Origin of the sequence: Nitrosomonas sp. Is35 (genome assembly GCF_033063295.1) — a bacterium.
Lineage (GTDB): Bacteria > Pseudomonadota > Gammaproteobacteria > Burkholderiales > Nitrosomonadaceae > Nitrosomonas.
Map to the genome: position 1 here is coordinate 1,719,816 of NZ_JAWJZH010000001.1, position 19,404 is coordinate 1,739,219.

Below are 19,404 nucleotides of genomic sequence, written 5' to 3' on the forward strand. Positions count from 1 at the left end.
ACCGGAATCTCACCGGTCCGGCCATCCCGGTACGCGTACTGTTGTGTTCTTGCCAATACGGTTGACTATCTTTGCATCAACCGAGAGCACCGATGTCCAGCAAGTAATTGATAATATGCTCGACCGCCTGCTCGGGTGTTTGAGCCGTCGTATCAATGCGGACTTCGGGGTTTTCCGGTGCTTCGTAAGGTGAATCGAGTCCGGTGAAATCTTTCAGTTCGCCGCTACGCGCTTTTTTATACAATCCTTTGGGATCCCGCTCTTCCGCCGCCTGAATCGGTGTGTCGACAAATACTTCAAAGAATTCACCCTGCGCTACCAATTCACGCGCCATCTCGCGTTCGGCGGAAAATGGTGAAATCATTGAAACCAGCACGATTTGCCCCGCATCAACCAGCAATTTAGCCACTTCCGCAGTACGCCGGACATTTTCAATCCGGTCGGCATCGGTAAAACCGAGATCTTTATTCAGGCCATGGCGAATAGTGTCTCCGTCCAGCAAATAAGTATGCTTGCCGAGCGAATACAGCTTTCTCTCGAGCAACATAGCGATGGTCGATTTGCCGCTGCCGGACAACCCGGTAAACCAGATGATAAAAGGCTTTTGTCCTTTGAGCGCGGCATGCGCCTGCTTATTGACGTGGAAATCTTGCCACTGGCTACTATCGTGCGGTTGACGCAAGGCCGAATGCAACATACCGGCACCGACAGTATTATTGGTTAGCCGGTCAATCATGATGAAACCGCCGGTATCGCGATCTTCGCTATAGGGATCGAATGCGATCAATTGGTCCGTACTCAGATTGCAAACGCCGATTTCATTGAGCTCTAATTTCGTCGCGGCAACCTGCTCGAGTGTATTAACATTCACCTTGTGTTTCAGCGTTGAGACATTGGCCGTTACTGTTTTTGTGCCAATTTTCATCAAATAGGGCCTGCCGGGCAACATCGCCTCATCGGTCATCCAAACCACCGTGGCTTCAAACTGATTGGCTACTCCGGGCGGTGAATCGGTAGTCGCCAGAACATCACCCCGGCTGATATCGATCTCATCCGTCAGTGTCAGCGTAATCGACTGACCGGAAATAGCTGTTTCCAGATCGCCGTCTTGCGTGACGATGCGCGCCACACGGCTTTCTCTTCCGGATGGCAGAACGCAAATGGCATCGCCGAGTTTGACACTACCGCGCACCACCATGCCGGAGTAACCGCGAAAATCCAGATTGGGGCGATTTACCCACTGCACCGGCATACGAAAAACACCGGATTGTTCAGCGGCATCTTCTACCTGTACATTCTCCAGATAGCTCATCAAGGTGTCGCCGCTATACCACGGTGTATTCCTGCTCAACTCGGTAATATTATCGCCTTTCAAAGCCGACATCGGGATGGCGACAATGTTTTGCAATCCGATCTTTTTGGCGAATACACGATAGTCGTGATCGATCCGGTTAAAAACCTCTTCGGAATATCCCACCATGTCGAGCTTATTGATCGCCAGCACCACATGCCTGATGCCGATTAATGACACCAAATAGCTATGCCGCCGCGTTTGCGTCAATACGCCCTTGCGTGCGTCGATCAGAATAATCGCCACATCCGCAGTCGAAGCGCCGGTGATCATGTTACGGGTGTATTGTTCATGCCCCGGCGTATCCGCTACGATAAACTTGCGCTTGTCGGTAGAAAAGAAACGATACGCGACATCGATGGTAATACCTTGCTCGCGCTCAGCCGTCAGTCCGTCCACCAGAAGCGCGAAATCCAAATCTCCGGCTTGCGTACCCACTTTCTTTGAATCGGCTTCCAATTGAGTCAGTTGATCTTCAAACAACATCTTGGATTCATACAACAGACGCCCGATCAAAGTGCTTTTTCCGTCATCCACGCTGCCGCAAGTAATAAAACGAAGCAGGCTTTTGTTCTCGTGTGTTTTTAAATATAGCTCGATGTCCTCGGCTATCAAATCAGATACATGCGCCATTAGAAATAGCCCTCCTGCTTCTTTTTCTCCATGGAACCGGTTGAATCGTGATCAATCAACCGTCCCTGCCGTTCCGATGTTCGGGTAAGCAGCATTTCCTGAATGATGGCCGTCAACGTATTGGCTTCACTTTCAATCGCACCGGTGAGCGGATAACAACCCAATGTACGGAATCGCACGCTTTTCATCATCGGCTGCTCACCTTCCCGCATCGGTAAACGCTCGTCATCCACCATGATCAAGGTGCCATCGCGTTCGACCACTGGCCGTTCCTTGGCGAAATACAATGGCACAATAGGAATATTATTCAGATAGATATACTGCCATATATCGAGTTCTGTCCAGTTGGAAAGCGGAAACACCCGGATACTTTCGCCTTTATGCTTACGCGCATTGTATAGCCGCCAGAGTTCGGGGCGTTGCAGTTTGGGATCCCAGCGGTGCTGCGCGGAGCGAATGGAGAAAATGCGCTCCTTGGCGCGGGATTTTTCTTCATCGCGGCGCGCACCGCCAAATGCCACATCAAAACCATATTTATCCAGCGCCTGCTTCAATCCTTCAGTTTTCCAGATATCCGTATGAATCGCCGAACCGTGCGTGAACGGATTGATATTCTTTTCCACGCCCTGCGGATTGATGTGAACGATCAACTCGAGTCCAAGCTTTTTCGCCATAACATCACGAAATTCAATCATTTCCCTGAATTTCCACGTGGTATCGACATGCAGCAACGGAAATGGCGGTTTTGAAGGATAAAACGCTTTCACCGCAAGATGCAGCATCACTGCACTATCTTTTCCAATGGAATAGAGCATCACCGGGTGTTCGCATTCCGCAACCACCTCCCGCATGATCTGAATACTCTCAGCTTCAAGGCGCTGTAAATGAGTCAGCATTATTAATTGTTTCCTTTATTGGTAAACACAGCCGGTATAGCGTTATATTAAATTGCTTTGGATGCATTTAATACGAAATGATTACTTTTTTTGTAGTCATTTACTGCCGCAGAATAGTGATTAGCACGCCAAAAACGTCCGTTAATCCTAGACAGAATAAATCCCAAACGGGATGTGGATTTTGATTTATAGCTCAGGGAATATTATTTACAACGTCGAGTTTTTAATGCGATTTACTGTAAATTTTTTACCTAACTTTGCCAACCTCAACCTATGTGAATATTTTATCCGATACTCGCAATATTGTCAGTCAACAAAACATTATATTCACTTCTTATGACAAAAATGAGCGCTCAATCTAAGAAAGCCATTTATATCGGCAATTGATTCAGGTATAATGCCGCGCTTTGGGTCGTTAGCTCAGCCGGTAGAGCAGCGGACTTTTAATCCGTTGGTCGGCAGTTCGAATCTGCCACGACCTACCAAACAAAAACAAGGGGTTAGCAGAAATGCTTAACCCCTTTATTTTTTCCGGGGTTACACCGGGGTTACTTTGCGGATTTTTTACTTGACGGAAATGCGGTTTTTTGGCGCATTGCTTGCGCCGATTTGATTAAAGCAAAGATGGAAATGTTAATTTTTCACGCCTCATTCGTGGTCGAAAAAATTAACATCAGTTAATTAGGTGCAATTCCACCAAATTAAAAACCCGCCGAAGCGGGTATGTGCAGAAATTAAACAGCCGGTTCAGGAAGTATTTCAGGATAACCGTCCCACAAATTAAACGCAGCGGTCTTGGTCGTCACATCTTGGTTGGCCTTGCCGCCGAAATAAACTCCAGGCAGATACATAGCCTGCACCCATCTGCCAAACTTACCTTTAGAGACGTTCATCGCTGGCTGAGTTAGCTGACTAACAGACGACCAGTTTGGAAACAGCGCATTCCATGCTGCAGCATACCCGGGCGTACAATCGAACAGAACGGCTTCTGATCCATCTACCTTTTTAATTTCTATCCTAAGCCTGCCAGAATCCAAGTCAGAAAAAGTAGCCGCGCGCTTACGGTATATTCTCAGCTTAAAAGGCTCGTTTATTGGCACGCTCACTGAGAAATTTTTGTATCTGTAATAAAACTCATCAGGGGCTACCTCGGTATTTCCCTTTGAGTCGCTTTGACAGTACCATCCAATAGTCCCGGATGGCGCGCCATACTCGTCATAGCCGTCGATTGATCTGGTTATCCCGAAAACGTCCCTTTGATCGCCCTGGCCCGCTCCAGTCCCTCTCGACTTTATATCCCAAAGAGTTACGACCTTACTGCTTGCATCAGTTAGAGTGCTGAAATCGGGCAGTGTTAGAACGAACTCATAGCATAATTCGAACAAATCGCCGGTTGCTAAAGTCAGGTCTCTGTTCAGGTGATGCCAGATTTGCGTCTGAAACCCCGCGGCAGTGCCTGTATTTTTTACTCGAAGGTTGAGTGCATTTAGCGACAATCCCTCGATTGTTTGCGGAGAAATTGACGCACCAAAGTTGTTGTCGAATCCGGCCTGATCAGCGGTTGGAAAATCACCGGACGGGTTAGTGGCCCGTCCTATAGCGTAGACAGCGTATCCGCCAGGATTCGTACTCACGCCGCCGACCGGCCTCACAGCCAAAGGTAGTGCCGCAAGATCGGATACGCTAAATCTGGTTAGCGTATCTGTCCCTTCTAGTGGCACCCAGGCATCGGCAGAAGTAAATCGGTTGGGTGCGCCAAGTTCTATGCCGGAAAATCTTGTCGCGAATAGCAAATTCGCGTTTGGGGAAAATTTCTTTGGAAATAAAAAACTGTAATCTGTAGCCATTTTATACTCCTGCCTGCCAATCTAACGATAGTGATAGTAGGTCTAGCCGATCGGATGCGTTTAATGCGTTAACACCAGCAGTTAGTACCATTGCCGCTGCAGTATTAAACGTGTTGGTTTTGTCAGTCAGCTGCGAAGCCCCGCCAGTTCCAGCCTGAAATGCCGTGGTGTTTGTTGTAAAAACAGTTGCGGCGGATATATCCGCATAACAATCGAATCCAGTATGATTGTTTGCGTTGTTGGGTATCGTAGCTTCCCAGATTGCAGCATCCGTGGTTATAACCCCTGATGTACCTAGTGTGATCTTCGCTTGACACGTACCGCCTGCGTTTCTTTTCTGCCACCGTCCACGCAAGAATAGCTTGTCGTTTGTGGCGAATAAACCGATTGGGTAAGACGGAGAGCCGATATCAAAAATATGGCTAGTGGCGTTGAGTGTTGAAGAGTTTGTCGGGGAAGCTAATGATCCGTAGTTCTTACTGAACAAGCTGGCTCTGCCGCCAGATGCGGGTACAAACCTTGCTCCATTGTGCTTAAGCTTAAGTTGTCCGCCTACGACATCATCACAAAAAAATTCCTGGTTTGACCATTTAGCAGATGAAATATCCGTTATAGCATTTGCCAGGCTGGCGAAACTCAACCTGCCACCAATATTAAACCAGCGACACCCAAGCGAATTCCAGATGAACGTGCACTGTTTATCGCGCACGTAAACCACAGATTCGTTAGCTACCTGGGCTGGCGTCAGGGCAAGAAACTCAGCCCATAAAATGCTGGCCTGTTTTATTATGCCTCCGTCCCTGTCAACGAACCCGGCCACATCGCCGGATGGCGCCCTGATTGCGCGTATAGCATCATTTTCAAGCATGCGCGTTAGAACCGCAGCTTTAGAAACATTGTCACCGCCAACCGGCGCCTTTCCTCTGATTGGCGGCGGCGTAACGACCAACTTTCTTGTGGCTGCTTTTTTTTGTTGACTGCTAATAGGCATTTTCACCCTCCGTTTTAACTATTTCCAATGAGTCCAACCACCAAGTCTCACACCAGCCCATATAGCCCAGGCAATACCAAGGCAGGCTATATTGATAATGCTGTCGAGCACGGATTCCGGTTCGTCGATGCGTAGGCATTCATACGTTGCGCCGCGAAGCACTTTGTCTGCCGTTGCGCGGTCGACCATAGAGCAGGCACTCGAAAAACACTTATGAGGAGGCGTATACAAATAATCATGCAGCACGGCTGCTGCTTTTCCACGGTCACCAAGCAGCCAATAGAAAAAAGGCACTCTAGGCGTTGAATCAAAATCCGTAGTCTGTTTCTCACTAACGATAATCTCGCCAACCGTGTTGGATTGATAAATCAACGGAGCGGTAAGCTGATAACGTGCACGCTTAAACAGTCCACCTCGGGACACTTCTTTAACCTGCAAATCTGTCAGAAATTTACCCATATTTTTACGCCAAAGTTGCGATTGTCCCGTTGCCGTCTACGCTATTGAAGCGAAATTCAAACGGCCCTGCTGTTAGATCGATAGCGGCCCCGAAATCAAGTATGGCCGCCGCTCTCTTATTTGCATCAGTGCTGTTATACAAAATTCCCCATCGTGCATTTGTTGGATTGCTGGCATGCTGTGCGATGCTGATCTTGTCTGCTTTCCAAGAAACTGTTCCTGCTGAGTTTGCAAACCCAACCGTTGTCAAAGCAGGTCCACCGGTAGCGTAGTTACCACCGGGAGTGACCTGGCTTGTTGAGAAGTTGGTTGTCCCTGTTCCACCCCAATGCGGCGCAGCATCTGCCGCAGCGGGTGTCACTGCGCTTGTGATAAACCCTACCTTCCAGGTATCGGAATCAAGGTCATGCAGCTTGTTGCCAAGGTCTGCTTTGAATTGATGAAATATTGTGATATCGCCTGCGGCCATCTCCGTCTCCTAATGGTTGGTGTAAAAAGTTAAAGTTAGTGGCTTAGGTGTTAAGCCTCTGAGCTTAGAATCTGTGTCTGTTACGGTAATAAATATGTTGTAAACCCCTGGCGTCGTGATTGCAGTTTTAGGGACGCGCAAAGTTACCGAGTCGGCAATAATGTTGATCGCCCCTTCGCTGAGTTTGAATGTGCTGGTAATAGACTGATCTTTTGTCATGGTCATGGTGACTGACATATCAACCACATCAGCAGCAGTTATGTCACCGCTCAACACGATCGGGATATTGATGTCCGTTTGAATATATAGGCGGTCTTCTGGCATATTTACGTACTCGCGTTAATGGTCACATTTACCAATGTGGCTTTTAATTTTTTAGTAGATAGTGATGCTTGTATGTCGATGGACGGTAGTGTTGCTTTAATGCGGACAGATGATTTAATAGAGTCATCAAATATGACTGACGCTCCCATGGCGGTTACAGATATAGACGCAACCGCTCCGTTAACAATTGAGTTTGATCCGGACCTGACAAACCCGGTAACGCCTAATATTTCGATCTGATCTGGCGTACCATTGATCGTTTTGCCAATCAATGCTTGCCCTAGCTGTGGCGATAATTGCAGACTTGCGATGTTAGCCTGTATCGTGATGCCTTTGATTACTATTCCACTGCCAGCTGATGTGATCAGGTTCGCCGCAGATGCGTTAATGGTGCGTCCAGCAATTACACTACCTTTCTGCCCTGCAATAGATGCGCTGGCTGCCGCGCTATTTATTGTCCTAGACAGTCTCGATAGTCCGGCGATAGGTGTGATAATCACGCTGGCCGCATTCCCGCCGATGGTTCTGCCAATTCTTACCAGCGCCTGCACCGCAGAGAAATTGACTGCCTGGGTATTCCCAGCAACAACTTTTGTCAAAATCGCAGCGCCTTTGATACCGCTAATATTTAAAGCCGAGGCGCTGGAATTAATTATCTTTCCTGACAATACAATTCCTGCAATACCACTAATAGATAGCGTTGCAGTGATGCCATTTATGGCTGTTCCTGCGGTTACGTTACCTAAATATAGTTGCCAGCTCATTTGCTATGCCGTCGTGTTAATCGCTAATGAGCCGTCCGCCCACTCTTTTGGGCTGCTTTGGTCAATCCATGTTATTAGAACCTGATCAGCATTCATTTGCGCCGCTGGTATATCGAGCTTCACCCCGACCGATCCAGATGGCGTCACCGTGGGAAGATTTGTTAAATTAACAAAAGAAGCGCCATCAAGGGATATTTTGAAGTCCCCGGCGGCAATTGTCGGGTTGCTTTTCATGCTCAAGTTATCAGTCGCGTCACGCAGCGTGACATATGTTACAAAAGCCTGATTTTTCTTGGGCGGGTTTGCATTAGCCATATTAAATCCCTAGTTGATAGGTTGCATTGTTTACGCCTTGCTCAACGTAGTAGCCGTACAGATATATCGTTACCATTACAGACTTAGTGGAGTAATCAGAAAAGGCGCCGCTATTATTTATTCGCCTTACAGCGTAAACATAATCGTTTGGGGGCATGATACGATTAGACTTTATTCCATCGCTACTATGGCCGTAAAGCGTCATGCTGTTTGTTGTTGTCGGCCTTGCCGTGATAGCGATCGGTGTGTTTGCTTTGACCAGATACGGCACAGCGAACGGAACAGTCCCGAGTCTTGTTGAGTTGCCTGTTTGCGCAATTTGTGTTGCATCTATGGTTAGTGTGCGCTGCGCAGAGGGCGTCCCAAATGGATCGGAATAAAGAATCAATTCAAAATCGGACGAGTTTGCAGACACATTAACGAGCACTTTTATGCCGAGCGCATTAAACGTATACGGAACATTAATATAGTTTCCGTACTCATCTGCCGTCGCGGAGTTCAAGTTAATAGAGTAAGATGTATTTGAATAGTGCGGGCCAATACCATCCATATAACCTACTGTGCCATCATCGAAAATGATGTAGCACAACGGCAAGCTAGTCGATGCCGTCATTGTTCCAGTGGTATTGTTTGCGACAACCGAGCCAAACAACGAGGGTACAGACGAGCCGGTCTGTTGAACCTGCAATGACACAGTATCACTACCTGCTCTTGTGGTCATCGCAAATACAATGGAAATTAAATCGCCATGATTGATTGTCTTTGATCCTGTCGACATGGCAGATTGATTCCATGCGCCGCTTGATATTCCGCCGGTTCCGGCAGTATATGACGTCGATACGACAAACGTACCATCCCCTTGCGAGGGCGACGCAGTGGTCGAGGCTTCTTGCAGCCCAACCTCGAACTTCGTGCCAGCATCCGCAATTGTAATTGTGCCGCCACCTCTCCAAACGATCTTGCCGCCAGACGAAGAAATTGTTTTGCTGCCGCCAAGCGGGTTTTCAAGATGAATATACCCGGTGATATGTACCGCCTCGCCGGTCGCATCTACGGTCATAGCCGTGCTTCCAGGCGAACTATCGCTATAGCGCCGATGAGGTACGGTTTGGTAATTTGTCCCAATAGAATGAATATGGCTCATATTGTCACCGTTAAGCCTGTAGTCAACGCACTTTTAAGCTGCGCGTTAGTTCTACCCTTACGCGCAAGCCGCAACACACCTTTTAAAAACGCTTCTTTTTCATCTTCGGTAAAAGGCGCGACTACATCGGGCGCGTAGATATTAATCGTGCCCGTGAAATCACCGGTAACGCTCAGTGTCATGTGTGTACCGTCTGCGCATTCGCGCGTTTTGGTAATTGTGAGTGTGCCCATAATTACCTCTTGATTGGATATATGCCGCCACGCTCCCAGCGGTCTTTGCAGCTATCGTCCGAGCAGGTTTTTATCGATTCAGGCAGCCATTGCATATTTGAAACGGAATCGCACCCGCCGGAAGCAAGCGGTATTACATGATCAACCTGCCATTTGCTGCGGTCATACCCTGGCGGTAATGGATACATCCGCTCGAACGCAAGACGAACCGCTTTGCTGCGAAGAATTTTCCCGCTTGCTGTGCGTTTAGGCTCGCCGCAGTAGCGAGTTTCGGTTAAATGGTTGTCAGCGTGCGCTGGCGTGTCGCAACCGATTAACATAAGCGAGAAAATTATCAATATTGATGGTCTACTAATCAGCATGTTATTTGTCCTTGCTGTGATTGATATTCCGCACAAATTCAGACAGGGACTTATGCCTTTCCTTGCATTCAGCGTATTGCTCGGAACGCTCCACACTTATTCTGAGTATCGTTGAAAGCTTCCCATCGGGAGCGGATGCCTGGTTCTGGCATTCAGCCAGAAGATTTTCAGGAACTTGGCGCTTCGGCTGCTGCACCGGAATTGAAGATACGCAGGCCGTCATCATCCAAACCGCAATCAGCATAACCAGTGTTTTTGTCGATGTTCTCATTTGCTTTTTCCCTTATGTACCGATATTCAATTTTGATTTTTTCCTGCACCTTAATTTCTTTGGCGGAGAGCTTATTGTCAGCAATTGCCTGTGCGCCAGCCTGCTCTATCGCCTTATTGGTGGCCTCAAGCTGTTCCGCTTTGATTGCATTGGCCTCAATCTTCTTGCCTTCATGGAACGCCCATGCATGAGAAACAAGCAAGAAAATCACGGCGGCTAAAATTACCCATGGGTTTGGAATCATTTATTGCTCACTTCTAAAAGTAATTCCTGCCGTTTCATTGCATCAATCACGGCCAGGCAGTGGCGGCCGCAATCAAGTTCTCTTCTCTTTCCAGAGTTTTTTTGGATAATTTTGATGATCATTTGAACCCCGCGAAAAACTTCAATGCTGACTCAATGGCGCCGGTGAATTTACCCGCCAGCAACAGGCCAATAATGATGATTGAGTACCCGAGAAGCGTAGCCGTCGCATGGATTCCTTTGATAAATCCGGACTGATTTGCTTTTTCCTCGATGATTTTCAGTGCATTGCTCTGCACGGTCAGAGTGAGAGAATTAATCTTCACTTCCATGGAGGTTTCAAGTTGAGCGTAATTCTTCTCAAGCGCAGATATGCGCGCCTCTTGCGAGCCGATTTGCATGGTGTGTGGGCAGCGGTTGTCTGTCATTTTTCAAATCTCCACGATCTTGAGTTGAGAAGCGTAATGGCTATAAAACGCGAATTCGGTCGTTATTCCGTCGTCGAACTTGCCGTAAAGCTGGCAAAACAACTCATCCTCGGTATTGGACGTACCTGGTGTGAGGCTGATGAATAGCGGTTGGCTTTTTCCTATTGAGCGGAATATGTTGTTAAGTGATGCTTTGTCTGTAGAGCTCATCGCTTCAAGCGAAAAACTCAGTTCCCGGTGAATCGTGCCGCGGTCCGTGATCAATCCGCCAGCCGATGTACGCTGCCCGATTGTGCTGTCAACGAAGCCAATTTTTGCACCGTATGACGCATTATCTTCAGGCTCCCAATATGCCCCGGCGATAATCCTGCTTAATTCGATGTAGCCGTCTGGATTGCCTGCGCTGGTGAATTCAATCTCCATTCTGCGCACGCCAGCAGTTGACGCAAAGAAAGCCGCCACATTCGCTCCGCCTCCGTATGCAAAACTCGCTGAACCGATTGAGCTAAACCCAATCGGCGCATCGTATGAGTAATCAACATCAACAGCTCCGGTATCCAGCAGCAAAATACCTCCAGTCGTTGCGTCGTATAAAGTAATCTGAAACGTGGATCCGGCAATCAAATTTGTAAATGCCATGGCAACTGCGCTCAATGTCTGCGCACTTGCCCACGTCACTTTTATTTTTGGCGATAGCAGATCGGTCGACCGCCATGTTTTACTCTTTGTGTCATCGGTCAAATTTGTCAGCGGAAACCCGCCAGCAGTCGAGCCAACAAGCTGCGTCAGCGTGTCGTAATCGTCGAACAGGTTTTTATAGATGATGCGCAGGTTCGCCATTATTTTTTAACAGTCGTTTTTGCCGGTACAGGTTCACTTGCAGCTTCTTTTGCCGCTTTTTCATCCGCTATGGCTTGTCGCTCGGATATTATTTTCTGCCGCACAATATCAATGTATTTCCACAGATCATCTTTCCGAAACACGCCAGCTGGCTTCGTTTCTGTAGCGTCCATCAAATCTTCGTAAGCGGGACTCTGGATTATGAAATTTTCATAATTCTGATTTTCAGATGGCACAAAAGAACCATCCGGCATAGCCTTTCCAAAGCCAACCAACACCCGCACAAAATTACCCGCAAGATTGTGTTCGTAACACACAATGTCTTCGTCTTGATCGACTATTACTGTTCGTTCTCTTGGCATATATCACTCCATTTATTAAACATTCGGCCACCAGGCCATGTGCCCAAATACTCCGTTCACAGTAAAAGGCACGAATTTAACCGTGGTTGTCGATCCAGGCTTGTTATTTCCGGGAAATGTTGCTGTCGCTGTACCAGTCACAGCCGCCTGGTCTGTTCTAAAATCTCCGCCACGCACAAGACCAGTCACTGTTATATTGTTTGGAAAAGTTTGATCGCCGGAAAAAGTGTTTCCGCCGGATAATTTGGCAAATGATGAGGCGTGGAATCCGTCGACTTGATCCGCGTTTAGGTTTGATACAAGGGCTGTGCTGCTGATTTTCATCTTGCCAACAACATCAAGAGCGGTACCCAAAGAAGCGGATGCCCTCACTCCTGTGCCGTTGGTTGCCGATCCTATTACGCCAACCCCGCTGGAATTTGTTCCGGATACTCCAAAGGAACTAACACCAGCGCCTGCAGCCGCCCCAGAAACACCAATACCATTAGTCCCTGCCCAGCCTATAAGACCATACGGCGCATTTTGCGACTCATTAAAAACCCCGGCATAATTGTTCCCACTGCTTAATGTCAATCCGTTGAATTTGCCAGTCCCGGTGATGTTGATGTTTGATCCACCGCTGATATCTCCAGTAAAATCGGGAGAACCGGAAACTGGGATATTCACTTTCAGCGTTCCTCCCTGGTACATGCGGATTCCGTTAGCGTCCCCTACCCACCCATTTGTTGGGTTCGATCCGACAACGGTTAATTTTGTCGATGTCAGTGATTTAACGTATTCGTTGCTTGAATCTAGTGCGTTGTATGCCCGTCCAGCACCGGTCACTTGATTTGCATTTGTGCGGAAATAGGTAATGCCATTTGCGATATCATCCAAATCCGCACTGTGCGGGTTGCCTGTTGATCCTGCATGGCTTGCGCCGGTTGATGCATTGCTTACCACTGTTGCCGCGGCGGTTCCTGCGACCGTACCATTTACATTTACCGTGGATCCAAGGTTAACCGTTGCCGTCCGTGAGCTGGCAGCTTGCAGATCAATGTCGCGCTTATTGACTACGGCGGCCATTAAACGATCACCTCACATTTAACAGTGAGATTGCTCCAATCGATTGATAGCCCGATAACCTGCCCCTCTTTGGCGGAATCAAGACCGAATCGCGGATAAGTCAACGTAACGCGCTGACCAAGCGTTAATTCAACAAGCCGCGCCGTGCCGGTGAATGTCACAACGAAACGCGGTGTTTTGTACAGATTCAGCAAGCGCGTTGCCTCTGCGGTTGCGTCCGATTCAGTCAGCAGCAGCGTATCCACTGGAATCGGTTCGGCATCAAGAGAGTAATTTGTTTTAACCGTAGAATCCTGCGCCGTGACAGAGAGCCATTCCAGCGCGTACATGTCTTTGTGTTCCTCTGGTATCCCGGTCTGCAATCCTTCCTGAACTGTCCAGTTTTGGTCATAATTGACCTTGAATGCGGCCTTGACCGGTATCTTTTGCGATATGCTAAGGCTGTTTTCGATGATATCGTTTGTGTCGATTGAAAACGCCGATCCGCTGGCTGGAAGTTCGATCTTGAGCAATTGCAATTTGCCCAGGCGCGACATAACCAATTGCGCGCCAACGCTGGCGGCAATCCGGTTGCACACGCTTAATGTGTTTTCCCGATCACTGATGTAAATCCCGATCGGCTGAGTATTAGCCGTATCGAATGCGGCAAGCTGCACGGTATCCAGATCGCCTGACACCAACTTATTCACGCCGCCATAGCCGGTTACAATGCGCTGCACCAGCTTGGATACTGTTTTGTCCCAGGCAGATGGCTTGTCACCCTGTACGCTGGCGGTGACTTGCCCGAACGGTTGCGCTGATAACGTAAATTTTCCTTGCGCAGCGGTAACCGTCTTGCTGACAGGAACGCCGTTATCGCGCACCTCAATGATTGATTCTATGGCCGCGCCGTGTACTTTATATTCAAGCGTTGCCGGGTTAGTCAGCAGCGGCGAAACGTTGAAACACTCACCAAAACACAGCGGAATCAATTCATTCTTGTTTACTGACGTGCCGCCCAGCGTGGTTTCGGTCAGCGGTGTATTGAGCCGCTGCAATTTGTCACGCACTTTAATATTGAGCGTATCGCGCGCGCGACTATCTATATCGTCAATCGTGCCGCTGAAAATCGTTGTGAAATCTGCGCGCAGCCACCGAACATCACCAACCAGCACGGTGATTGACTTGTTTACCCAAATATCAGTAAGCCAGCTATCCAGCGATCCGTCTACGTTGTAAATTTCGATATCGCCGAAGCTCATGGACGGAGATGAATCCAGACTCATGCGCTCGATCAATTGCACCGATTCAGCATTGACTATCGGATCGTAAATTCTCCCGGCCACGGTATCCGCATAATTTTTAGTCGACAGGTAGCGCGTTGTGTCTGATCCCGAAACATTCGCCACGGCCTCAACAATAACGCAGCGTATCGCGGTAGGATCAGTTAACCAGGCTGTGAAATCGACTGCCATCTATGCCAGCGCCGCTTTGCTGCGGTCGCTCCATTGTCTGGTTCTTTCAGCATCAGCCAAGGCTTTGGCTATTGCCTGCGCGTTTTGACGATTGGTGATGTCAGTCACCTTAATCATGTCGCCTGTTTGCCGGTTTTGTTCTTCGCGTAGTTTCGCCAACTCTTCGCGCAATTTTTTGATTTCTTCAGTGGTTGACGATGGAACAATTGCTTCCGCCCGGTGAACCATTGCCAAGCCGCTGCGGGAAATGAAATCCGTGCCTTTGGCAAACGATGGCAGGTTATTTTTGCGGACGAAATCTTGAATATCAGCCAGCGCCAAACCGCTTGCAGAAGATAGTCTGGTAGAAGAAATGCCGTTCTGTATTGCAGCGTTGTAGATCGCCATCGGATTGCTGATATTTGCATCAACGAACGATTTGATTTGCTGATCAGTCACATTTGCGGCATTGGCAAGCCGGATTATGTTGCTGGTGTCGTAACCGGCCGCCGCTAATTGATCAAGCGAAACGCCGCGCGATGTGGCTACGTTTGCCACTTCCTGCGGACTCATGCCGGGATGCGCCGCCAAATAACCTTGAATATCGCTTGTGGATATGCCTGGATTGCCTTTGCTGGTTAACACGGCAATGTTCAAATCACGGATCAAGTCGGCAACAGTTTTTGTGGTGTCTTTAATCTCAATCAGATTTTTCACGCTCTCATCAAGAGCGGTCAATTGATTCGTGGCGATATCTATCTGCGACAGCGCAGAAGCTTCCGCATTTTTAAGCACGTCATTGACCATGCCGAAATCTGACAGATAAGCCGCGCCTGATGCGTTGTATACTTGACTGGCCTCAAGGAATGACTGTGCAATTGATGGAAGTTTTGCTAATGCGTTTTGGTCGCCCGATGCAGCAGCCAGTCTTGTTTGATTAAATTGGTTGCGCGCTTCATCCAGCCTTTGCCCTGGCGTGAGTGGAGATAATGCCCCGAGCGCCAAACTTTCACGGGAAGAGCGCAACTGCCCGGCTAAATCTTTGAACCTGGAAATATTCGATTCAATTGCTGATTTTTGGGATTGGTATGCTGCATTAAGATCGTTGCCAAATCCAGCAATTACACTAGATAGGTTACCTATCGCATCAGCTGCTCCGCCTGTTGCGAAACTCATCGCATCCAAAGTGTCGCGCACGTTGTCAAATGTTCTCAGTAACCCAAGAAGCCCAAGCCGCGTTTCTGCGGTTATGTGATCAGACTGTATCAGAGCCTTGACTTGTTCTTTAGTAACATCGGTGGTGTATGCAAAGCCTAAATCTTTAGCTGCGGCAGTTAACTGCTCTATCATCGGAGCGATTCTTTCCGTAGGTGTTAAATAGTTTTCAGCAAAATAACTTGTTAATTGTTTGAGGTTTTCTGCTCCTCCAGCCAAGTCAATAAAAGCCATCCGCGCTTCAATGCTCATTCCGCTGACAAGCTGCTTCGCATATCCAACCGATGCGCCTAAATCAATAGCAGCAGAATTCAGCGCCTCAAATTCAGAATTTAGGCGCGTGAATGTTTGCCCCGCTGTTTCGCCTGTCAGTTTAAAGTCATCGATATTCGGCATTAATCTTGCAACGATCTCATCATTCAGACCTGACAGCATTTCGCCGACCGCTTCAGTCGTGAGAGTCTTACCTTTTTCAGACTTAATCTGAATTTCTTTGGTAAAAGTGTCTACTAGATTCGCATCCATGCCCAAATTAAGGGCGAATTGGTGCGTAGACTTGTAAATGTTTTTGATCGTCTTATCGATATCGCGGATGATTTCACTGGGGATATCGCTTTCAAACGATTTATGCCGGTTGCCTGTGAATACGGCGCCTTTCGAGCGGTAAACATCTGTTATCGTGCCGTCAAGTCCCGTGCTTGCAATGTCTCCCTGTATCGATTGCTGCCGGAATTTGTACGGGCCTCGCCCGAACAGAAACTTACCAATCAATGCCTCTGGAGTTTGCAGCCCAAGCCCCTTGACGGCGTAAGCCATCGGCGAAAAAGTTTCGTAAGCACCAAGGGCGAACTTAGCGCCGCCGCTCAGCTTGTAATCACCTACTTTTTTCTCTAGCGCGCTCAACACCATGAATGCCGCAGCCGCAGCCATGCCATACGGTCCGGCAGCAGCACCCAAAGACATCAAGCTGCTGGTGTTCATCCCGAACCCCGATCTGCCGCTTGTAGTGCCACCTATAGCTGTTCCAGGGCCGCCGATAAATGCAGTGCCAGCACTGCTACCGCCGCCAAAAACACCGGCGGATGTTGATGTATTAACACCGGCGGTTCTTACGCCGCTGAACATGCTGGCAAGGCTCGAGAGGATTCCTACGGTGCCTCCAGACCCAGTTCCTGAGACGCTTCCGCCAGATCCTAGCAGGCTGCTTACCCCTAATGCCTCAAGGATTTTCGCAGACGCGATCTCTGCAACCATGCGGCGGATGGTATTAATAAATGCGTTCAGCATGCCCTTTAGTCCGTCATCGAAGGGATCAAACAAGAAATTGGCAAATGATGTCTGGATATTGCGCGCGGCCTGGATCGTGTACTGATCCAAATCGCTCAATGTTGATTTTCCGGTTGCGCCGGTTTTTTTAAATTCTTCCTGAGCTTTTTTGAGCGCGCGGTTATAGGTTTCTTGGCTAATGGCCGCACCGTTGGTTAAATTCCTCAACCGGTTGAGCTCTTCGACAGTATCGGCAAACTTCTCTTGTTCGGTTTTAACACTTTCAGTTACCTGCTTATATTTATTCAGGTCGGAAGTGATTTGATTAACCTGAATGCTTTGCAGGTTTAATCTTTTGTTTTCCGCTTCCAGGGCATCGATTAACGGCGACGCGGCTTTGATTGCACCAAGCTTTGCAGCTTCCATTCGCTTGATTGCGAATTCGTTCAGCACGATAGAATCAACTTCGGTTTGCAATGCCTGAATGAACCGGTTGCGAGCGTCGATGTCTTTCTTTGCTCCCTCGGTGTTTTTACCGAGCTCAACGCTGTTTGATTTTAGAGACATGGTTTCTCTCTCTGTCGCCTTGGTGAGCAGATCACGTTCGGTGATTTGAGATTCAACCAGGTCGCGCATTTTTGACATGCTGGCCACGGCCGAGTCAAAGTCTTTGTTGAAATCTCCCTGGATTCGTATGGCCGTGCCGAAATCGAATTTCGATACCGCCACCGCTTGCGCAGCCATGGCGCCGATGGCTTTACCGGTAATATCAAATACGATACCAACAGACCGGACAGAATCAGCGGCAAATGCTGCAATGCGAGCAACCGAATCGCCCCATGCTTTCAATTGTCCAGTTTGAGTGAAGTTTTCAACGCTGGAATCAGCTTCTTTGAGTGCATTTGTGTATGCGGTTACTGCAAATATTGAAGTTTGATCGAACAGTCCGCCGATTTTTACCTTCAAATCCTCAACAAGCCGCTCTGTTGAGCGCATTTGCTTCCCGGCATTGGCCATCGCGCCCTCATACACGCCGGAAATTTTTGACGCTTCACCCAGTACCACATTCAGACGCGCTTGGAGTTTTTGCTGTTCTGTGAGGGCATTCTGAGTAACCCCCATTTCCTTGGCTAATTTTGCATAGGATTGCTCGAAGCTGACATTAATACCGATGCCGCGCAGCACTTCCACTTGCGCGGATGTGATGCCAAAGACAAGGCGATCCAGCGCTTCGGAAGAATTGATTTGACCGATAACTGCGGCATCTTGCGCCAGCCGCGCCAGTTCTGTGGCTTTGGATAAATCGATTTGCGATTGAATCATCCGCGTCACAATCTGGCGTGATTCAATCATGGAAATACCCTGCTTCCTGACCGCTTCGGTTGTGGCATCAACTTCGGATTTCAACAGACCGGCATTACGCCCGACAACATCAAGCACAATCCCGAGCTCGTTGTAGCGCTGCGATAGCGTAGCTGCTTCGTTGATTAAAGATGTAAGCTTTAATGTTGCGAGAATTCCACCGATGGCTTTCAATGAACCAAAGAAAACATCAGCAGCACGCGCACCGCTCCCGAGAGAGGCATTAAGATTGTTAACAGGCTGCACCCCGCGTTGAGCGCTATCAGCAATGTCATCAAGAGAGCGTTTGACGGTTCTGCCGCCGCTCTCATTGATTACTATGTCAACTTTTTCGGTGATATCGCCCATTCGCGCGCTTTATTTCTCGAGTACGGAAACGCCTGATTCGGTTGAAACGCCGTCAGCTATTGCTTGCTGAATAAATCCAGGGCTCGCTTGTGGCGAATGCCCTCTATTCAGATCATCGATGTACGGTATGTTGATGTTGATATGAATTTCTTCACCAAGCTGTCTATCCCTCAAAGCGGATTCGGCTTGATCGATTGCCGCCTGCATGTTGGCACCGGCTGTGCTTCCCTTTGTTCCGGGGACATAGGCTTGCGTCGTTTCTGAAAAGGATGCCTCACCCACTGTGACAACCACGGATGATCGTGCGCGCCCGGTATCGACCGGCATTGCTTTAACGATCAAGGTATCGATGGCCAGCGCAACGCCTCGCGTTTTCTTGTTCAGATTCACGGAAATTACCTCACCGTGAGCGCGAAGACGTTTTGCTAAATCATCCAATCCGCCGGGCATTTCTATTTCCCTTTATTTTTGGATGAATACCAGTCGATATAGGCAGCATCCAATGCATTGATGTGGTATTCCATATCTTCGCGTTGCTCCTCATCGGTTATGCCGGTTCTGTCGCAATATTCCTGAATTTGGAACCAGGAAATCTGCCCTACCCCGCCGAAGCCTATTTGCCTGCACGTACTGAGGCGGTCGAATGCCTCAATATAAATTTGCAATCCTGGCAATAAAACCGGGGCGTTCTTTATGGCTTTTGGTAATTCGGCGCCATCCTGCACGCACTGCCTAATGATTGTTTTCTCGGTTTTGCCCTGCTTTAACTGATAAAGCAGGACA

At 48.4% G+C, this 19,404-nt stretch carries 22 protein-coding genes and 1 tRNA gene; 1 reads left to right on the forward strand and 22 read right to left on the reverse strand.

Features of this window, described 5'->3' with window-relative positions; all coding sequences use genetic code 11:
- Positions 1 to 76 precede the first annotated feature (76 nt).
- On the reverse strand, positions 77 to 1,984 hold the full coding sequence (gene cysN, locus R2083_RS07960) for a sulfate adenylyltransferase subunit CysN (protein WP_317538089.1): 1,908 nt from the start codon (positions 1,982 to 1,984) through the stop codon (positions 77 to 79).
- A complete protein-coding gene (gene cysD / locus R2083_RS07965; RefSeq protein ID WP_132426562.1) occupies positions 1,984 to 2,880 on the reverse strand; it encodes a sulfate adenylyltransferase subunit CysD in 897 nt (298 codons plus the stop codon). Before cysD ends, cysN begins: the two co-directional genes overlap by 1 nt.
- Positions 2,881 to 3,289: 409 nt before the next feature.
- Here cysD and R2083_RS07970 point away from each other — a divergent pair.
- A tRNA-Lys gene (locus R2083_RS07970) sits at positions 3,290 to 3,365 on the forward strand.
- A gap of 249 nt (positions 3,366 to 3,614) precedes the next feature.
- Here the strand turns inward: R2083_RS07970 and R2083_RS07975 are convergent.
- The 20 genes from R2083_RS07975 to R2083_RS08070 form a co-directional block, all read right to left on the reverse strand.
- On the reverse strand, positions 3,615 to 4,727 hold the full coding sequence (locus tag R2083_RS07975; RefSeq protein ID WP_317538090.1) for a hypothetical protein: 1,113 nt from the start codon (positions 4,725 to 4,727) through the stop codon (positions 3,615 to 3,617).
- Between the two features lies 1 nt (position 4,728).
- A complete protein-coding gene (locus tag R2083_RS07980) occupies positions 4,729 to 5,718 on the reverse strand; it encodes a hypothetical protein (protein WP_317538091.1) in 990 nt (329 codons plus the stop codon).
- An 18-nt stretch (positions 5,719 to 5,736) separates the two neighbouring features.
- Positions 5,737 to 6,177: a DUF1353 domain-containing protein gene (locus tag R2083_RS07985; protein ID WP_317538092.1), complete on the reverse strand. Its 441-nt coding sequence runs from the start codon at positions 6,175 to 6,177 to the stop codon at positions 5,737 to 5,739.
- A gap of 4 nt (positions 6,178 to 6,181) precedes the next feature.
- Positions 6,182 to 6,646 (reverse strand): hypothetical protein, encoded by a 465-nt coding sequence (locus R2083_RS07990; protein ID WP_317538093.1) that lies wholly within the window; start codon positions 6,644 to 6,646, stop codon positions 6,182 to 6,184.
- 9 nt (positions 6,647 to 6,655) lie between these two features.
- Entirely contained in the window at positions 6,656 to 6,970 is a 315-nt protein-coding gene (locus R2083_RS07995) for a hypothetical protein (RefSeq protein ID WP_317538094.1), read from the reverse strand.
- 2 nt (positions 6,971 to 6,972) lie between these two features.
- Positions 6,973 to 7,734 carry a hypothetical protein gene (locus R2083_RS08000; protein WP_317538095.1) on the reverse strand — a complete coding sequence of 254 codons (762 nt, stop codon included), beginning with the start codon at positions 7,732 to 7,734 and terminating at the stop codon, positions 6,973 to 6,975.
- 3 nt (positions 7,735 to 7,737) lie between these two features.
- Positions 7,738 to 8,049, reverse strand: a complete 312-nt coding sequence (locus tag R2083_RS08005) for a hypothetical protein (protein ID WP_317538096.1) — start codon at positions 8,047 to 8,049, stop codon at positions 7,738 to 7,740.
- Between the two features lies 1 nt (position 8,050).
- Positions 8,051 to 9,109 (reverse strand): hypothetical protein, encoded by a 1,059-nt coding sequence (locus tag R2083_RS08010; protein ID WP_317538097.1) that lies wholly within the window; start codon positions 9,107 to 9,109, stop codon positions 8,051 to 8,053.
- Between the two features lie 80 nt (positions 9,110 to 9,189).
- The gene (locus R2083_RS08015; protein WP_317538098.1) at positions 9,190 to 9,426 is read right to left on the reverse strand and encodes a hypothetical protein; all 237 of its coding nucleotides are present in this window, start codon (positions 9,424 to 9,426) and stop codon (positions 9,190 to 9,192) included.
- A 2-nt stretch (positions 9,427 to 9,428) separates the two neighbouring features.
- A complete protein-coding gene (locus R2083_RS08020) occupies positions 9,429 to 9,788 on the reverse strand; it encodes an HNH endonuclease signature motif containing protein (RefSeq protein ID WP_317538099.1) in 360 nt (119 codons plus the stop codon).
- A 167-nt stretch (positions 9,789 to 9,955) separates the two neighbouring features.
- Positions 9,956 to 10,303 (reverse strand): hypothetical protein, encoded by a 348-nt coding sequence (locus R2083_RS08025; protein WP_317538100.1) that lies wholly within the window; start codon positions 10,301 to 10,303, stop codon positions 9,956 to 9,958.
- Complete coding sequence (locus R2083_RS08030) at positions 10,300 to 10,425, reverse strand: hypothetical protein (protein ID WP_317538101.1); 126 nt, start codon at positions 10,423 to 10,425, stop codon at positions 10,300 to 10,302. The genes R2083_RS08025 and R2083_RS08030 overlap by 4 nt, the downstream gene beginning before the upstream one ends.
- Positions 10,422 to 10,730 (reverse strand): hypothetical protein, encoded by a 309-nt coding sequence (locus R2083_RS08035; RefSeq protein ID WP_317538102.1) that lies wholly within the window; start codon positions 10,728 to 10,730, stop codon positions 10,422 to 10,424. The genes R2083_RS08030 and R2083_RS08035 overlap by 4 nt, the downstream gene beginning before the upstream one ends.
- Before the next feature lie 3 nt (positions 10,731 to 10,733).
- Positions 10,734 to 11,570, reverse strand: a complete 837-nt coding sequence (locus tag R2083_RS08040) for a hypothetical protein (RefSeq protein ID WP_317538103.1) — start codon at positions 11,568 to 11,570, stop codon at positions 10,734 to 10,736.
- Positions 11,570 to 11,932: a hypothetical protein gene (locus R2083_RS08045; RefSeq protein WP_317538104.1), complete on the reverse strand. Its 363-nt coding sequence runs from the start codon at positions 11,930 to 11,932 to the stop codon at positions 11,570 to 11,572. Before R2083_RS08045 ends, R2083_RS08040 begins: the two co-directional genes overlap by 1 nt.
- A 15-nt stretch (positions 11,933 to 11,947) precedes the next feature.
- Complete coding sequence (locus tag R2083_RS08050; RefSeq protein WP_317538105.1) at positions 11,948 to 12,808, reverse strand: hypothetical protein; 861 nt, start codon at positions 12,806 to 12,808, stop codon at positions 11,948 to 11,950.
- A 188-nt stretch (positions 12,809 to 12,996) separates the two neighbouring features.
- The gene (locus R2083_RS08055; protein ID WP_317538106.1) at positions 12,997 to 14,451 is read right to left on the reverse strand and encodes a hypothetical protein; all 1,455 of its coding nucleotides are present in this window, start codon (positions 14,449 to 14,451) and stop codon (positions 12,997 to 12,999) included.
- Positions 14,452 to 18,621 carry a hypothetical protein gene (locus tag R2083_RS08060; RefSeq protein ID WP_317538107.1) on the reverse strand — a complete coding sequence of 1,390 codons (4,170 nt, stop codon included), beginning with the start codon at positions 18,619 to 18,621 and terminating at the stop codon, positions 14,452 to 14,454.
- Positions 18,622 to 18,630: 9 nt separating this feature from the next.
- Complete coding sequence (locus R2083_RS08065; RefSeq protein WP_317538108.1) at positions 18,631 to 19,071, reverse strand: hypothetical protein; 441 nt, start codon at positions 19,069 to 19,071, stop codon at positions 18,631 to 18,633.
- 2 nt (positions 19,072 to 19,073) lie between these two features.
- Entirely contained in the window at positions 19,074 to 19,346 is a 273-nt protein-coding gene (locus R2083_RS08070) for a hypothetical protein (protein ID WP_317538109.1), read from the reverse strand.
- Positions 19,347 to 19,404: the final 58 nt, after the last annotated feature.

Bases quoted from the DNA above. Each gene is read 5' to 3' on its own strand.
- R2083_RS08025 (WP_317538100.1), bottom strand. From the start codon at position 10,303: ATGATTCCAAACCCATGGGTAATTTTAGCCGCCGTGATTTTCTTGCTT.
- R2083_RS08020 (WP_317538099.1), bottom strand. From the start codon at position 9,788: ATGCTGATTAGTAGACCATCAATATTGATAATTTTCTCGCTTATGTTA.
- R2083_RS08065 (WP_317538108.1), bottom strand. From the start codon at position 19,071: ATGCCCGGCGGATTGGATGATTTAGCAAAACGTCTTCGCGCTCACGGT.
- R2083_RS08015 (WP_317538098.1), bottom strand. From the start codon at position 9,426: ATGGGCACACTCACAATTACCAAAACGCGCGAATGCGCAGACGGTACA.
- R2083_RS07985 (WP_317538092.1), bottom strand. From the start codon at position 6,177: ATGGGTAAATTTCTGACAGATTTGCAGGTTAAAGAAGTGTCCCGAGGT.
- R2083_RS08040 (WP_317538103.1), bottom strand. From the start codon at position 11,570: ATGGCGAACCTGCGCATCATCTATAAAAACCTGTTCGACGATTACGAC.
- R2083_RS08035 (WP_317538102.1), bottom strand. From the start codon at position 10,730: ATGACAGACAACCGCTGCCCACACACCATGCAAATCGGCTCGCAAGAG.
- R2083_RS08010 (WP_317538097.1), bottom strand. From the start codon at position 9,109: ATGACCGTAGATGCGACCGGCGAGGCGGTACATATCACCGGGTATATT.
- R2083_RS08055 (WP_317538106.1), bottom strand. From the start codon at position 14,451: ATGGCAGTCGATTTCACAGCCTGGTTAACTGATCCTACCGCGATACGC.
- cysD (WP_132426562.1), bottom strand. From the start codon at position 2,880: ATGCTGACTCATTTACAGCGCCTTGAAGCTGAGAGTATTCAGATCATG.
- R2083_RS08060 (WP_317538107.1), bottom strand. From the start codon at position 18,621: ATGGGCGATATCACCGAAAAAGTTGACATAGTAATCAATGAGAGCGGC.
- cysN (WP_317538089.1), bottom strand. From the start codon at position 1,984: ATGGCGCATGTATCTGATTTGATAGCCGAGGACATCGAGCTATATTTA.
- R2083_RS07995 (WP_317538094.1), bottom strand. From the start codon at position 6,970: ATGCCAGAAGACCGCCTATATATTCAAACGGACATCAATATCCCGATC.
- R2083_RS08005 (WP_317538096.1), bottom strand. From the start codon at position 8,049: ATGGCTAATGCAAACCCGCCCAAGAAAAATCAGGCTTTTGTAACATAT.
- R2083_RS07990 (WP_317538093.1), bottom strand. From the start codon at position 6,646: ATGGCCGCAGGCGATATCACAATATTTCATCAATTCAAAGCAGACCTT.
- R2083_RS08045 (WP_317538104.1), bottom strand. From the start codon at position 11,932: ATGCCAAGAGAACGAACAGTAATAGTCGATCAAGACGAAGACATTGTG.
- R2083_RS08030 (WP_317538101.1), bottom strand. From the start codon at position 10,425: ATGATCATCAAAATTATCCAAAAAAACTCTGGAAAGAGAAGAGAACTT.
- R2083_RS08000 (WP_317538095.1), bottom strand. From the start codon at position 7,734: ATGAGCTGGCAACTATATTTAGGTAACGTAACCGCAGGAACAGCCATA.
- R2083_RS07980 (WP_317538091.1), bottom strand. From the start codon at position 5,718: ATGCCTATTAGCAGTCAACAAAAAAAAGCAGCCACAAGAAAGTTGGTC.
- R2083_RS07975 (WP_317538090.1), bottom strand. From the start codon at position 4,727: ATGGCTACAGATTACAGTTTTTTATTTCCAAAGAAATTTTCCCCAAAC.